Origin of the sequence: Aurantiacibacter rhizosphaerae, from assembly GCF_009807005.1 — a bacterium.
GTDB lineage: Bacteria > Pseudomonadota > Alphaproteobacteria > Sphingomonadales > Sphingomonadaceae > Alteraurantiacibacter > Alteraurantiacibacter rhizosphaerae.
In genome coordinates, this window is the sequence record NZ_WUBR01000001.1 from 871,514 (window position 1) to 885,955 (window position 14,442).

The window sequence follows — 14,442 nt, forward strand, 5'->3', positions numbered from 1 at the left end:
CGGTTCACGAGGTCAGCGCGGTGCCTCGGTCTGGTCGATGAGGTCTTCCACCAGTTCTTCCACCTGCTTGCCCTCGATCTCCGCCGCAGGGGACAGCAGCAGGCGGTGGCGCAGGCATGCCGTGGCGAGGGCCTTTACATCGTCGGGAATAACATAGCCGCGCCCGTCCAGCGCGGCGCGAGCGCGGGCGGCATTGGCCAGCAGCACGGCAGCACGTGGGCTGGCGCCGCTGGCGATATCGGCATTGTCACGCGTGGCCCGCACCAGCGCCACGGTGTAATCGATAACCTCCCGCGACAAGGTCACGCTTTTTACCGCAGCCTGCGCGCGGGCGATCAGGCCTGCATCGGCGATCTGCGCGATGCCGAAATCGGTGGGAGACTGCGGCCCGCTCCGCTCCCCAAAGCGGTGGACGATGCGTGCTTCCTCTTCCGCGCTGGGATATGGCACCAGCAGCTTGAAGGCGAAGCGATCCAGCTGCGCTTCGGGCAGGGGGTAAACGCCCTGGTTCTCGATAGGGTTCTGGGTGGCGACCACCATGAAATTGTCGGACAGGGAGTGCGTTTCCCCGTCCAGTGTCACGCGCCGTTCCTGCATCGCTTCCAGCAGGGCGGCCTGCGTCTTGGGCGGCGTGCGGTTAATCTCGTCCGCCAGCAGCAGTTCGCGGAAGATCGGCCCACGCGTCAGGGTGAACTGGCTGGTCTGGAAGTTGAAGAGGTTGGACCCCAGGATATCGCCCGGCAGCAGGTCCGGCGTGAACTGGATGCGGCCAAATTCCATGCCGGTGGCATGGGCAAAGCATTGCGCCAGGAAAGTCTTGGCCGTGCCCGGCGGGCCTTCCAGCAAAACGTGTCCCTGCGCGGTGAGCGCGATCAGCAGGTGATCGACGATATCGTCCATGCCGACAATCGCCTTGGCCACTTCGGCGCGGATGGCATTGGCCAGCTGCGCCGTCTGTTCCAGCGTCATGGAAGACCGGTCTTGGGGTGCTGGCGTTTCACTGCCGTAGGTCTCGGTCATTGTGTCAGCGTCCTTTCGAATGTGCGCAGGGCTTGCGCCGCGCGGATAATGTCTTTGGGGCGTTCGGCTGCGCGCAGGTCAGCCGCAAGGCGGGAAAAGCTGGGGCCATCGTGGCCGCGCCGGGCCACGGCGCTGTCTATCGCCGTCTCGCGTGCCTGCGTATCGGCCGGGCGCAGGCCCAGCGCCTTTGCCACGCGCCGCCCTATCATGTCTTCATAGGGTTTTTTCAGCAGGTGCCAGCGCCTCACCCTTTCCACCAGCGCAGCGCCATTGCGGGCCAGCTGACGCTTGCCCTGCGCCATCGCAGGGGCCTCCGCAATCGGCGGGCCAAAGCGGCGGAAGGCGCGCCAGCCGATGACGATGGAAGCCAGCAGCATGCACAGCGTGGCGGCAAGGAAGGGTGGGCGAAACGCCAGCGTCAGCAGGTTTTCCGCCCCGGCCAGGCCATTCAGCGTAAGGTCGAAACGGATGGGCATCTCGTCACCGAACGAGGCCTCGTCAATCAGTTGCAGCGCCACGTCGGCGCGCTTTTCATCGCCCATGCCGTAATTGTTCATCAGGTCCGGTTCGAACACCACGATCACCGGCCAGTGTTCGTAATCATCATAATCCGATGACTGGATAAGCTCAGCCGCCAGCACATCGCCCTCGTCATCCACCAGCATGGCGCGCATGCTGTTTTCGGAGTCCGACACCAGCGCCTGCACCTGCTGCGGAGCGGGCAAGTCACCCGCCTCGCCAAGGCCCTGCCAGCCACCGGTCTGGCCGATGGCCAGCCTGGTGCCATTGCCGATGGTCAGTTCATCAAACCAGCCGGGAGAATTCGCGCCGGCCAGCACCACCCATCCATCCCCGCTTTCAACGTCGGCATTGGCGGGAACCTGCGCGGCGATCCATTTCGGCAAGATCAGCAGGGTTGGACCCGATGCATAATCGATGCGCCGCTGGATAATCTCGTCGATCTCTTCGGCGTCGCTGTACAGGGGCGGGGTGATGATGGTGAGGCCGTATTCTTCCATATCGGCACGGTTGCGAGAGACGGTCACGTTCTCGCCCGTGTTTTCCAGCAGGCTGACAAGACCGGAAAAACCGTTCAGCCCATTGGCCGCTGCGTGATTGCCGCCATCGCTTTCATCCTGCCCGGTCCAACCCTGACCCAGCGCATACAGCAGCAACAGGAAGGCCAGCGCACCCACCAGCAACAGGGCCAGGACAGCGCCCGGACTGAAGGGACTGGTGCGGCGGCTCATGCGGCGATGGCCTTCTGCGCCAGGGCAAAATCGGCATAGGCGGTGCGAGCGGCCTGCCAGTCGGTTTCCTCCAGCTTGCGCAGGGCAAACAGGCTGCGTTCTACAGGCGCCGCGATCAGGGCAAAGGCGGTGCGCGCCGCATCGGGCAGGCGCGGCTCGCTGGCCAGTTCCCTGGCCGTGCTGGACGGTTCGACAAGGTCAGGCCGCGCCGCCGCGATCTGGCCGACGGATCGTTTCAGCAGCAGGTGCGTCGCCTCGTCATATTCGCCCGCTGCGGCTAGCCGGTCCGCCTCTTCCAGCAGGGCAAGCGCCTCATGCTCTGGCGGCGCCCATTCATCGGGCTGCTCGGCCTTGCTTTTCTTGCGCATGAAATCGGGGCCGAATGTTCGAATCAGGAAATAGATGACTGCCAGCACGGCGAGCGCGATCAGCACCCATTTCAGGACCGGCCAGATTTCCACCAGGGCGTTTGCCACGGGGGCGAATGTCTTTTCCAGCCAGTTAAGCAGATCCTGCACCCAATCGGGCGGAGGTTCGGCCTCTGGCATGGTGACGGTTTCAAACTGGATATCGTCATCGGCGCGCAGCTTTCGCCATGCCCTTGCGAAATCATCCGCCCCGGCTGGCGGAGCAGCATTGCCCTGTCCCGTTGTCACCGGCCTTTCGTTGCACGGGTGCGCAGGCGACGCAACGCCGCAGTTCTCCCGTGTTAAGAAATCGGCAGGAATGGCGGCAGGTCGCGGAAATAAATCGCGAAGTCTGCGCGACTAAAGGTCCATACCCATGCACATGCTGAAATCGTCCAGCACGTAGTCGGCATAGGCGTCGCAGGGCACGAAGCCGTGCTTGGCATAAAGGCGCTGGGCGGGTTCGAAAACAGCGTGCCGCCCGGTTTCCAGGCCCAGCCATGTCAATTTCTCGGCACGCGCGGCCGCGATCAGGCGCAGCAGGATCGCCTCTCCGGCGCCGGTCCGGCGATAGCTGTCGGCCGCGCGCATGGACTTGATCTCGCCCTGTCGGTTGCCCAGCCGTTTCAGCGCACCCACTGCGGCCAGTTCGCCATCATGGCGCGCGGTAAAGAAAGTAACGCCCGGTTCCTTCAGGCGGGCGGCATCCAGCGCGTGAACCTTGCAGGCGGGGGAAGAGCGATGCATTTCTGCAAGGTGACGGTCCAGCAGGGCCAGCACGTCTGGCGATTCCAGCGGATCGGGCTCGATCACGAAGGAATGGGGCTGCGTCACGCTCAGCCCCTCTGGCGGGCCAGCGGGTAGGTGCCGAACATGCGCACGCGATTGCAGTGGAAGGCCAGTTCTTCCAGCGCACGGCCAACCGCCGGATCATCCGGGGATCCGATGATATCGGCATAGAACATGGTGATCGCGAAGCTGGCACCCTTCTGATAGCTTTCCAGCTTGGTCATGTTCACGCCATTCGTGGCGAAACCGCCCATCGCCTTGTACAAGGAGGCGGGGCTGTTCTTCACTTCGAAGACGAAGGTGGTCATCGTTTCCTGCCCGCGCAGGCTGGCGGTTTCCAGCGGTTGCTTTGCCAGCACGACGAAGCGCGTGGTGTTGTCCTCTGCATCCTCCACCCGCTCGTCCACGATTTTCAGCCCGTAAAGATCGGCGGCTAGTTTCGGGGCGATGGCGGCAAATTCGGGATCGCCCAATTCCGCCACATGCGCCGCAGCGCCCGCCGTATCGGCATGGGCCAGTGGCACGATATTGCGTGTCCGCAGGTAATGGCGCGACTGGCTGAGAGCGTGGGGATGGCTGAACGCGCCCTTGAACGGGCCACTATCCCCAATTGCCATCAGCGCGTGATGAATCGACAGGAAATGTTCGCCCACGATGGAAAGGCTGCTTTCAGGCAGCAGGAAGTGGATATCCGCCACCCGCCCGGCCTGCGAATTATCGATGGGAATCATCGCGCAACCGGCCCGGCCATCCTCAACCGCCTCGATCGCCTCGGCAAAGCTGTAGCACGGCAGGGGCAGGGCAGCAGGATCCCATTCGTTCACCGCGCGGTGGGAATTGGCGCCCGGCGCGCCCTGAAAAGCGATGGCGCGCGCAGGATCGGCCGCTGCGGCAGCGTGCATTTTTTCAACCATGGCGAGGGCGGGGGCGGGGTAAGAATCCATATGGCAAACGCCGGTAGCGAGGCGATCCGCTGGCGACAAGCTTGCATACGCCCTTGCGAAGCGCGACGCTGCGCACTAGAGCGCGACCGCGTACTTCCAAACCGGCAGATATTTTTCGATCATGAGCAACACAAACACCATTTTCGGCTGGGTTCTTGCAAGCGGCATCGTCGCACTGGGTCTCAGCTCGATCAGCGCCAAGTATTTCCACGCCGACAACCCCGAGGTTGAAGAGGGTGAATTCGGCTATGTCATTGATGCGCCGGAAGAAGGTGCCGCTGACGATGGACCATCCTTTGCTGCCTTGCTGGCGCAGGGATCTGCGTCTGCCGGTGAAGCCGTGTTCGCCAAGTGCACGGCCTGCCACTCCATCGCACAGGGCGGTGCTGCGGGTATCGGCCCGAATCTTTACGGTGTGCTGGGCACGCCGATCGGCCAGCATGCGGCCGGGTTTGCCTACTCCTCCGCGCTTTCAAGCAAGGGTGGCACGTGGGATTACGATGCCATGGACGCTTGGCTCGCCAGCCCGCGTGGCTTTGCCAATGGCACGAAAATGAGCTTTGCCGGCCTTTCCAGCGCCGAAGATCGTGCCAACGTCACGCTTTACCTGCGTGAAAATGGCGGCGGTCCTCCGCTTCCCGAAGTTCCTGCCGAAGGCGTTGATGTCGAAGGCGAACTGGACGGTGCGGGCGAAGGCCCCGGCCAGACGCAGGGTGAACCTGCCAACCCCGTGGAAGCCGCTGGCGCCATGGGTGATGAGCAGCCGGTGCCCGAACAGGTATCGGCCACCAACACCGGCGATTGATCGCCAAACAGCGATTCGCAAAGGTCGGCCTTGGACGCAATGAGTCCAGCCTGTTTAGTCCAGCCGGCCCTTGAACCCCTGCGCAATGACATACCACTCGCTTGAGCCCTTGCGGCTGGCGGGTGGTTTCGCGTGTTTCACCATCTTGAAATGCTTCTTCAGCAGGTCCAGCAGATCCTTGTCGGTGCCACCGGCAAAGCCCTTTGCAATAAAGGACCCGCCTTCTTCCAGCACCTCCACCGCAAACCATGCAGCGGCCTCTACCAGGGCCATGGTGCGCAGGTGATCGGTCTGCTTGTGGCCCACGGTGTTGGCGGCCATATCCGACATCACCAGATCGGGCGGGCCATCCAGCGCCGCGGTTAGCGCTGCCGGTGCCGCATCATCCATAAAATCCATCAGCAGGATCTCGACGCCTTCGATGGCTTCGGTTTCCAGGATATCGATACCCACGATGGCAGCGCGCGGTGCGCGGCGGCGCACAACCTGTGCCCAGCCACCCGGCGCGATGCCCAGGTCAACCACGCGCTTTGCGCCTTTCACAAGGCCGAACCTGTCATCCAGCTCGATCAGCTTGAATGCCGCGCGGCTGCGGTAATCTTCTTCCCTGGCGCGCTTGACGTAAGGATCGTTCAGTTGCCGCTCCAGCCAGCGTTGGGAGCTGGCCTTGCGTTTCTTGGCGCTTTTCAGCCGCCGGTGAGAATCTTCGCCTGCGCGTGCCATCAGTTTTTTCCTGAACCCTGTTTCAGGCGGCGTAGTGCGGCCTGTGCTTCGTGCCCATCTGCATCGGCAGACATCAGGCTGCGCAAAATGCCTTCGCGAATCCCGCGATCCGCCACGCCCAACCGCTCTGCAGGCCAGATCTCCAAGATCGCCTCCAAAATGGCGCATCCGGCCACCACCAGGTCTGCCCGGTCCGATCCGATACAATCCAGCTGGCTGCGCTCTACCGCGGAAAGGCCGGAGAGGTGTTGAGAGATATTGCGCATCGCATCGGACGGCACGATCAGCCCGTCCACCGCGTTGCGATCATATTGCGGCAGGCCCAGGTGCACGCTGGCCAGCGTGGTAACCGTGCCGCTGGTGCCCAGCAGGCGCTGATCGGGTGCCTTGTGCCTGCCGATACGCTCCGCAAAATCGGCAAAGCTATCCAGCACGCGCTGCTTCATGTCGGTATAGCGCGCCAGCCGTGCGACTTCATCCTCCGGCTCCGGCCCAACGGTTTCGGACAGGGAGACAACGCCCCAGGGCACGCTTTGCCAATCGATGATACGTGGCACGGGCGCGCCGGGTTCAATCAGCACAAGTTCGGTGGAGCCGCCGCCGATATCGAAGATGATCGCAGGGCCGATGCCATCTTCCAGCAGGATGTGGCAGCCCAGCACGGCCAGCCGCGCTTCTTCCTGCGCGCTGATGATATCCAGCGCGATACCGGTTTCCTGGCGGACGCGTTCGATAAATTCCTCGCCATTGGAGGCGCGTCGGCAAGCTTCCGTGGCAACAGACCGGGCAAGGTGCACATTGCGCTTGCGCAGCTTGTCCGAACACACTTTCAGTGCGCCCAGCGCGCGGTCCATCGCCTTGTCAGATAGCCAGCCGTTCTGCGCCAGCCCTTCACCCAGGCGGACGACGCGCGAAAAGGCATCGATCACCACGAAGTTTTCGTCAGAAGGGCGCGCGATCAGGAGCCGGCAATTGTTGGTGCCAAGATCGATGGCCGCATAGGCCTGCTTGAAGGATTTGTGCGGGGGACGGCGCCAATTGCGGGTTGCCCGCTGCGCGCTGCCGTTTTGATCGCCGGAACTGCTTGTCTGACCGTTTCTGTTCTTGTGGCGCCTTGCTTGCCCATCGGGCGGCGTCTTATTGGCCTTTTCGCGTCGGTCCGGCGGATTGATATCCGCCATTTTACTGTACTTTCGCTATTCTATAACCCGCCATATCGGCGGAACCTGCCCACAGGCTAGACGAAGCGGCGATTGCGCACAAGTCACGCACACTTCCGGGTTATGACGCGGCGCCTTTGCGCTGCCAGTTCCCTCAGCGCGGGGGAAGTGCGCGGAAGGGCGATTCCAGCGCGGGAAGCAGGCCAATATCGCGGCCTGCATCGGCATCATCCACGCCGATGGTGATGGCATCTTGCGCAATGTCGGCGCGATATGTGCCGTGCAGCCTGTCCCATATGCTGATGCCGCTGGACCAGTTGGAATCCATCTCCTCCACCCGTTCGCTGTGATGGATGCCGTGCATCTTCGGGGTCGTGATCACGCTGGACAGCGCAGCATCCACGCCGCGCGGCAGGCGCAGGTTGGAATGGTGGAACAGCACCGATCCCATGAAGAAGCCGCGCCAGATATCATGCGTTTTCGGGTCCGCGCCCGACAGGCGGACCTGCGCCATGCGCATGGGGGTGGAGATCAGCATGTCGATCGCGTGGAAGCGTACCGCCGTGCTCATATCGAGATCGGGGTCCAGATGGTGCACACGGTGAAAACGCCACAGGAAAGGCACCCTATGCGTGGCGACGTGCCACAGGTAATAGGTGTAATCCATCAGCAGGAAGGCGGCGATCCGGCCCGGCACGCCGCCGATTGCATGTTGCAGGCCGCGCCGCTCGCGTCGGTTCTGCTGCGCGATAGCCTCCGTAATCGGGGCTTCCGTCGCCATGATCACCGCCTGGCACGCCGCGCCCATCGCACCATTGCGCAGCACGCGCGGCAATTGCCTGGAGGTGCGCTGGCGCAGCGGGCGCGCGCGTTCGGCCAGCAGCAGCGCACCGATCGCGGCGCCTGCCACGGCCATGCCGGCAAATCTTGCGAGTCGGGAAGTCATGAAAGTCACACTGGCTATTCGCCATCCAACCGTCCAGCCGTTACAGCGCCATGATGACCGCCGCGCCAACCGTCGCCCTGTTTGCCAAATATCCCCGCGCGGGCCATGCCAAAACGCGCCTTGCACCCATGCTGGGCGATGCCGGGGCGGCGCAGGTTCACCGGCGGCTGGTAGAAAGAACGCTGGCGACTATCCGGGAAAGCGCCCTCCCATTCGCGGTGCATTTCACAGGTGCGCAACGAAGCGATTTCGCGGACTGGCTGGGCGAGGATATTACCCTCGTGGCGCAAGGGGAGGGCGATCTTGGCGCGCGGCTGGCGCGGGTGGCTGGCCCGGCGATAGTGCTGGGCGCGGATATTCCCGGCCTGACGTCGCAGCATCTGCTGGATGCGGCCGCTGTGCTGGATCAGCTTCCCGTAGTGATCGGCCCGGCCAGCGATGGCGGCTATTACCTGCTCGGCTTCCAAACGCAGATACCGCAGCTGTGGCGCGATATGCGCTGGGGCACCGATGCGGTGCTGGCTGAAACGCGGGCGCGCCTTACCGCGCTGGAAATCCCCTATCGCAATCTTGGCGTGCTGGACGATTGTGACCGGCCGGAAGACCTTGCCCAGTGGCCGGAACTGCTGGGATGAGCGACACGTGCCTGCTGATCCCCGTGCTGAACGAGGAAGCGGCCCTGCCAACCCTCATCGCCAATATCGCCGCGCTTGATCCGCAACCTGCGGAGATTGTGCTGGTGGACGGCGGCAGTGCGGACCGGACGGTGGAGCTGGCGCGGCAGGCGGGGTGGCGCGTGGTGTCTTCTGCCCAAGGGCGCGGAGTGCAGATTAACACGGGCGTTGCCGCAGCGCAGGCGCGCAATGTCTGCATCCTGCATGCCGATACCGTGCCGCCACTCGATATGGTGGCGGTGATAGAGGATGTGCTGGCCGATCCCAAAACCGCGCTGGCCAGCTTTACGCCCATTATCAAGGGTGAGAAAACGCGCTGGGGCACCACGGCGCACAATTGGGCCAAGACATGGTATGCACCGCTCCTGTTCCGTCCGCGCCTGTTCTTTCGCGGGGCACGCCTGCTGTTCGGCGATCACGCGATGTTTTTCCGCAAGGCGGATTTCCTGCAAACCGGCGGCTGCGATCCCTCTGCCAAGGTGATGGAGGAGGCAGACCTGTGCATCTGCATGGCGGAACTGGGGCGAGTACGGATGGTGCCGCGCTTCATCGAAACGTCCGACAGGCGGATTGCGGAGTGGGGGCCGCTGAAGGCCAACTGGATCTATCTGAAGGTTGGTCTGCTGTGGGCGATGGGGTCTAGGCAGCGGCTTGAGCGGCACTATCCCGACGTTCGCTGATACAGGGCGCGGGCAGGAATCCTGAGGCAACGCCGTAATCGATCAGCCGAGCCAGCCAGGCAATGTCCGTTTCCGGGCATTCCAGCCCGGTCAGAGCGCGAAAGGCATCGTCTTCGAAGCGAGGTTCCTGCCTGAAATAGGCGCCGTAGGTTCCCAGCATCCGAGACAGCAACATGCGTTCCGCACCCTGCAAGCTGTCGATATCGAATTGATTGGGATCGACGGTGACTGGGCTTGGCAGATGCTCCACCCGCGCCACGCCCCGCGCCAGCTCTGCTGCGGGCAGGGGGTGCTGCGTCACCAGGTGGAAATAACCGCCCTGCGCCGCTGCAAACTGCTCCGCCAGCCTGGCAATGCCTTCTGCCACATGGCTGATCGGCACGAGGTTGAGCGTTGAGGTTGCCGCCACGGGCAGCACCCCGATCTTGCCGCGCGCCATCAGGCGAAAGGCATTGCAGAGTGAAGGAAATTCTCGAATTGCGCCCGTGGCATCATCGCCCAGCACGATGGAAGGGCGCGCTATGGCGAAGGACACGCCGCTGCACGCCACCACTTCTTCTGCCAGCGCCTTGCTCTCTTCATAATTGTTAGTGAAGCGCGTGCTGGCTGGCACCGGGCCTTCCGCAATGGTGCCCTCTCGCTGGCCGCAGACATAGGCCGTGCTGACATGCAGAAAGCCCGCACCCGATGCGCGTGCGAATTCCACTGCATTGCGCGTGCCTTCCACATTCACGGCGGCCAGCACATCGCGCGGGGCATCGAATTCCAGGCTGGCGGCGCAATGGATCACCAGGTCTGGTTTCAGCGCCGCCGGGTCCAGCCCCATCAGCGGCAGGGTCACATCGCCCGAGACGATGGTGATCCCCGCAACCGGCAATCCATCATTGCCGCGCACTTCCCGCGTCTTGCGGACCATGGCGGTTACATCGGCGCCGCGCGCGGCCAGCCGGGCGCACACTTCGCCGCCGATCAGTCCGGCAGCTCCGGTAACGAGTATTTTCAGCAACAGGGCGCCTCGGCCTTGGAAGGGTTGGCGTCAGACTGGCCGAACGGCACCGCGGTGCCGCAACCGGGGAACACGCCATAATGGCGGTTGAAATCGCCGATAAATTCGAAATGCTCGGCAAAGCGGGTTTCAGCCAGCATCAGCCAGCTGTTGCCGCACACGGGGAAGACCCTGCCGGCTTCTATCGCGTGGTGAGCGTCCAGTTCGAACATCTTCGCATGTTCCGGCACACTGCCCTTGTAGATCACGGCCTGCCCGTAATCCTCGCACTGCGGCTCCAGTCCGGCGAGCTTGAACAGGCGATATGTGGCGGAAACGAAATTAATACCGGCCAGCTTTTCGGCAGCCTCTGCATCATTTATGCCCAGCGGTCGGTCCGTCACCAGTCGCGGATCGGCAAAGCCTGCCACCTTGGCCAGACGATCGAAATCGCCCCAGTACAGCGCGCCGGAAAGACATTCGCCATGCAGCACCGGATCGTTCAGCAGATGATCCGGCACGCGGCGATCGGCATAGACATCGGAGAAATACAGCTCTCCGCCCGGCTTCAGCAGCTTGTGCGCGGCGCGAAACACCGCCTCCTTGTCAGCCACCAGGTTGATAACGCAGTTCGACACGATGATGTCGAAGCTTTCCGGCTCCAGCCCAAGCTCGCCCAGCTTTTCGATATCGCCTTCCACGAAATCCACATTGGCATAGCCGAAACGTTCCGCATGCCAATCCTTGTGCGCATTGGCGATTTCCAGTTGCTCTGGCGTGGCATCCACACCGGTGACGCTGCCGTCTGGCCCCACCAGCTGCGCCAGCAGATAGGCATCCTGGCCACTGCCCGATCCCAGATCCAGCACGCGGCATCCGGCCAGCGCCTGCGGCACCACCAGCCCGCAGCCGTAATAGCGCGCCTTCACCTCCTCATGCACATTGCGCAGGGCTTCGCGCACCGACAGCGACGGCATTTCGAAGGTGCAGCAGGCATCGGTGCGCAGGTCGTCTGATCCTGCCAGCACCTTGCCGTAATAGTTCTGACTGTTCTCTAGATTCATGAAACCAACATTTCCCTTGGACCGAAACCCCGCATGGACGAGTTGGTGTTCGTCGGCCATCCCGAATTGGTTACGCGCAGGAGAATTTCTTGGAATATACGCATGATGTTATTGTTATCGGTGGCGGTGCCGCCGGGCTGACCGCTGCCGGGGGATGCGCGCTTTTCGGACTGAAGACTGCCCTGATCGAAGGGCACAAGATGGGCGGTGAATGCCTGAACAATGGCTGCGTGCCGTCAAAGGCGCTGATCGCCTCCGCCAGCCGCGCGGCAGAGGCGCGCGAGGCGAAGCGCGCAGGCGTGCAACTGGCCGCGCCCAAGGTGAAGTGGAGCGGCGTGCATGCGCATATCCATCAGGCCATTGCCGATATTGCGCCGCATGATTCAAAAGAACGCTTCGAGGAGATGGGCTGCGAGGTCATACTGGGATGGGCCAAGGTAACCGGGCCCAAATCCGTGGAGGTGGACGGCCGCACGCTGACAGCGCCGCGCATCGTGATCGCCACTGGATCGCGGCCAAGCATCCCCCCTATCAACGGGCTGGCCGATGTGCCGTATCTGACGAACGAAAACCTGTTTGACCTGAAGACGCAGCCTGAACACCTTATCATCATCGGTGGCGGCGTGATCGGCATGGAAATGGCGCAAAGCTTTTGCAGGCTGGGCAGCGAAGTCACCGTGATCGAACCGGGTGACCTGATGGGCCGCGATGATCGCGATTCGGTGTCTCTCGTCACCTCGGTGATGAAGGATGAAGGCGTTCGCTTCGTTTCTGGCAAGGCGGCGGGCGTTTCCGCCGATCATGGCATGATCAGCGTCACCACCGATGGCGGCAAGACGATAAACGGATCGCACCTGCTGGTGGCCGTGGGCAGAGAGGCCCGCATGAAGGGCTATGGCCTGGAAGCGCTGGGCATCGAACTGGGCAAGAACGGCATCAAGGTGGATGAGCGGCGGCGCACCAATCTGAAGCACATCTATGCCATCGGCGATTGCCGCGAAGGGCCGCGCCTCACCCATGTCTCGGGCTATGAAGGATCAAACGTGGTGCTGGAGATTGCGCTGGGCCTGCCCGCCAAGGTGGATTGGCGAGCCTTGCCATGGTGCACCTACACCCAGCCTGAAGTGGCCCAGATCGGCCTGACAGAATCGCAGGCGCGCGAGAAATATGGCGATAGTCTGCGCGTCGTCACCGAAGGCTTCGATCACAATGAACGCGCCATTGCAGAAGGGCGGACCAAGGGGCATTGCAAGGTGATGTTCAATGGCAAGAAGGTTGTGGGCGCCAGCATCTGCGGCGCGAATGCGGGCGAATTGCTGCTGCCCTTCACGCAAATGATCACCGGCAAGAGCGGATCCTTTGATATGGGCGGCGCGATCATCGCCTATCCCACGCGGTCTGAAATCGTGAAAGCCGCGGCCTTCAGCGTGTGGGAGCCGACCCTGTTTGGCGAGTGGCCGAAGAAATGGGTGGCCTTCCTTGCAAAGATGCGGCGGAAATTCTGATGGCAACGAGTTCAAAAGCCCGCAATGCCCCTGCCGGGGCGTCTCCCTTCGCTGTGGCGGCGCAGCGGCTGGGGCAGGGCAAGTTCACCGATCCTCAGGTGACAGCAGACGGCTCCATGCGTGCCAGCGTCGCTTTACGTGAACTGGACACGCTGTGGTTTGCCACAGGCACGCTGTGCAACCTGGCCTGCGCCAATTGCTACATCGAAAGCAGCCCCACGAATGATGCGCTGATTTACATGACGGCAGCCCATGCCTCGCGCTTTCTTGACGAGATTGCACGGCGCGGCGTGCGCGAAATTGGCTTTACTGGCGGCGAGCCGTTCATGAACCCCCAGATCATCGCCATGATCGAGAATGCCCTTTCGCGCGGGCACGAGGTGCTCGTCCTCTCCAACGCGATGAAGCCCATGCGCCGCCATGAAGAAGCGCTGCTGCGGCTGCGCGAAACCTATGGCGACAGGCTGACGATCCGCGTGTCCATCGATCACCATACAAAGGCTGTGCATGAGGCGGAGCGTGGCCCCAACAGCTGGCAACCGATGCTGGAAGGGCTGCGCTGGCTCTCGGCCAACGGCTTTTCCTTCGCGGCGGCAGGACGCAGGCTGGCGGGCGAAACCGATCAGGCCGCGCGCAACAGCTATCGCCTGTTGTTTGAAACCGAAGTGATCGCGCTGAATGTGGATGATCCTGCGCGGCTGGTGCTGTTCCCGGAAATGGATGCCAGCGCCGACGTGCCCGAAATTACCACCGATTGCTGGGGCATTCTGAACAAGTCACCTGACGATGTAATGTGCTCAAACAGCCGCATGGTGGTTCACCGTAAGGAAGAGCCCGCACCCCGCGTGGTCGCCTGCACGCTGCTGCCCTACGATCCCGGCTTCGATCTGGGGGACACCGTGGAGCAGGCGGACCGCGATGTGCCGCTGAACCATCCCCATTGCGCCCGGTTCTGCGTGCTTGGCGGGGCCAGCTGTTCGGCCTGAGGAAACAGGCTCATGAGCCATTCAGCCGTTTCATGCGTATAACCTGCCATGGGACTGAAGAAACTGGCACTGATCGCCGCCTCCGCCACCGCGCTGCTCGCCTCTCCGGCTGCGGCGCAAAGCAACATCGATGGCGTCTACAAGGATTCCGACGGCTATACGGAGATAACCGTGGCGCCATGCGGCAATGCGCGCTGCGGCGAAATAACCCGCATCCTGAAGCGCAAGCCGGGGGAGCCGACCAATGATGTGCATAATGACAATCCGGCCCTGCGCAAGCGCCCGATCCTGGGCATCACCATTCTCAAGAACCTGCGCTGGGATGATGATGTATGGCGCGGCGAGGTGTACAACCCCGAAGACGGCAACACCTACCGCACCGAAGTGCGCCCGGCTGCAAACGGCGCGCTGGAAGTGAAGGGCTGTGTTACCCTGTTCTGCCGCTCACGCATCTGGCCCGCAGCCAGATAGAGCCGGAATTGCCACAAATCCCGGTTAAGGACT

General features: G+C 62.8%; 16 protein-coding genes. 6 read left to right on the forward strand and 10 right to left on the reverse strand.

Features of this window, described 5'->3' with window-relative positions; translation table 11 throughout:
* Window positions 1–12: 12 nt before the first annotated feature.
* From GRF63_RS04105 to GRF63_RS04125, 5 genes are all read right to left on the reverse strand, one after another.
* Window positions 13–969: an AAA family ATPase gene (locus GRF63_RS04105; RefSeq protein ID WP_160485372.1), complete on the reverse strand. Its 957-nt coding sequence runs from the start codon at window positions 967–969 to the stop codon at window positions 13–15.
* Window positions 970–1,016: 47 nt separating this feature from the next.
* A complete protein-coding gene (locus tag GRF63_RS04110; protein ID WP_160484696.1) occupies window positions 1,017–2,270 on the reverse strand; it encodes a DUF4350 domain-containing protein in 1,254 nt (417 codons plus the stop codon).
* Window positions 2,267–2,926: a hypothetical protein gene (locus tag GRF63_RS04115; protein ID WP_337189606.1), complete on the reverse strand. Its 660-nt coding sequence runs from the start codon at window positions 2,924–2,926 to the stop codon at window positions 2,267–2,269. Before GRF63_RS04115 ends, GRF63_RS04110 begins: the two co-directional genes overlap by 4 nt.
* A 111-nt stretch (window positions 2,927–3,037) precedes the next feature.
* Window positions 3,038–3,511: a GNAT family N-acetyltransferase gene (locus GRF63_RS04120; RefSeq protein WP_337189607.1), complete on the reverse strand. Its 474-nt coding sequence runs from the start codon at window positions 3,509–3,511 to the stop codon at window positions 3,038–3,040.
* Between the two features lie 2 nt (window positions 3,512–3,513).
* Window positions 3,514–4,410 carry a prephenate dehydratase gene (locus tag GRF63_RS04125; RefSeq protein WP_160484697.1) on the reverse strand — a complete coding sequence of 299 codons (897 nt, stop codon included), beginning with the start codon at window positions 4,408–4,410 and terminating at the stop codon, window positions 3,514–3,516.
* Between the two features lie 121 nt (window positions 4,411–4,531).
* On the opposite strand from GRF63_RS04125, the gene GRF63_RS04130 reads away from it, so the two are divergent.
* Complete coding sequence (locus tag GRF63_RS04130) at window positions 4,532–5,215, forward strand: c-type cytochrome (protein ID WP_202131559.1); 684 nt, start codon at window positions 4,532–4,534, stop codon at window positions 5,213–5,215.
* Window positions 5,216–5,269: 54 nt separating this feature from the next.
* Here the strand turns inward: GRF63_RS04130 and GRF63_RS04135 are convergent, their stop codons facing one another.
* From GRF63_RS04135 to GRF63_RS04145, 3 genes are all read right to left on the reverse strand, one after another.
* Complete coding sequence (locus GRF63_RS04135; protein ID WP_160484698.1) at window positions 5,270–5,938, reverse strand: RlmE family RNA methyltransferase; 669 nt, start codon at window positions 5,936–5,938, stop codon at window positions 5,270–5,272.
* On the reverse strand, window positions 5,938–7,119 hold the full coding sequence (locus tag GRF63_RS04140; RefSeq protein ID WP_202131560.1) for a Ppx/GppA phosphatase family protein: 1,182 nt from the start codon (window positions 7,117–7,119) through the stop codon (window positions 5,938–5,940). The genes GRF63_RS04135 and GRF63_RS04140 overlap by 1 nt, the downstream gene beginning before the upstream one ends.
* Window positions 7,120–7,252: 133 nt before the next feature.
* Complete coding sequence (locus tag GRF63_RS04145) at window positions 7,253–8,044, reverse strand: sterol desaturase family protein (protein WP_160484699.1); 792 nt, start codon at window positions 8,042–8,044, stop codon at window positions 7,253–7,255.
* Window positions 8,045–8,094: 50 nt separating this feature from the next.
* Here GRF63_RS04145 and GRF63_RS04150 point away from each other — a divergent pair, with 50 nt between their 5' ends.
* The gene (locus GRF63_RS04150) at window positions 8,095–8,679 is read left to right on the forward strand and encodes a TIGR04282 family arsenosugar biosynthesis glycosyltransferase (protein ID WP_202131561.1); all 585 of its coding nucleotides are present in this window, start codon (window positions 8,095–8,097) and stop codon (window positions 8,677–8,679) included.
* Window positions 8,676–9,398, forward strand: a complete 723-nt coding sequence (locus tag GRF63_RS04155) for a glycosyltransferase (RefSeq protein ID WP_160484700.1) — start codon at window positions 8,676–8,678, stop codon at window positions 9,396–9,398. Before GRF63_RS04150 ends, GRF63_RS04155 begins: the two co-directional genes overlap by 4 nt.
* On the opposite strand, the gene GRF63_RS04160 is transcribed toward GRF63_RS04155, so the two are convergent.
* Both GRF63_RS04160 and GRF63_RS04165 read right to left on the reverse strand, forming a co-directional pair.
* The gene (locus GRF63_RS04160; protein ID WP_160484701.1) at window positions 9,358–10,404 is read right to left on the reverse strand and encodes an SDR family oxidoreductase; all 1,047 of its coding nucleotides are present in this window, start codon (window positions 10,402–10,404) and stop codon (window positions 9,358–9,360) included. The two genes, GRF63_RS04155 and GRF63_RS04160, sit on opposite strands and share 41 nt — an antisense overlap.
* Entirely contained in the window at window positions 10,398–11,447 is a 1,050-nt protein-coding gene (locus GRF63_RS04165) for a methyltransferase domain-containing protein (RefSeq protein ID WP_160484702.1), read from the reverse strand. Before GRF63_RS04165 ends, GRF63_RS04160 begins: the two co-directional genes overlap by 7 nt.
* A gap of 89 nt (window positions 11,448–11,536) precedes the next feature.
* Here GRF63_RS04165 and GRF63_RS04170 point away from each other — a divergent pair, with 89 nt between their 5' ends.
* From GRF63_RS04170 to GRF63_RS04180, 3 genes are read left to right on the forward strand one after another with little or no spacing between them, the layout of a single operon-like run.
* The gene (locus GRF63_RS04170; protein ID WP_160484703.1) at window positions 11,537–12,952 is read left to right on the forward strand and encodes a dihydrolipoyl dehydrogenase family protein; all 1,416 of its coding nucleotides are present in this window, start codon (window positions 11,537–11,539) and stop codon (window positions 12,950–12,952) included.
* Window positions 12,952–13,938: a radical SAM protein gene (locus tag GRF63_RS04175; protein ID WP_160484704.1), complete on the forward strand. Its 987-nt coding sequence runs from the start codon at window positions 12,952–12,954 to the stop codon at window positions 13,936–13,938. Before GRF63_RS04170 ends, GRF63_RS04175 begins: the two co-directional genes overlap by 1 nt.
* Before the next feature lie 48 nt (window positions 13,939–13,986).
* On the forward strand, window positions 13,987–14,409 hold the full coding sequence (locus GRF63_RS04180; protein WP_160484705.1) for a DUF2147 domain-containing protein: 423 nt from the start codon (window positions 13,987–13,989) through the stop codon (window positions 14,407–14,409).
* The last annotated feature ends 33 nt before the right edge of the window (window positions 14,410–14,442 follow it).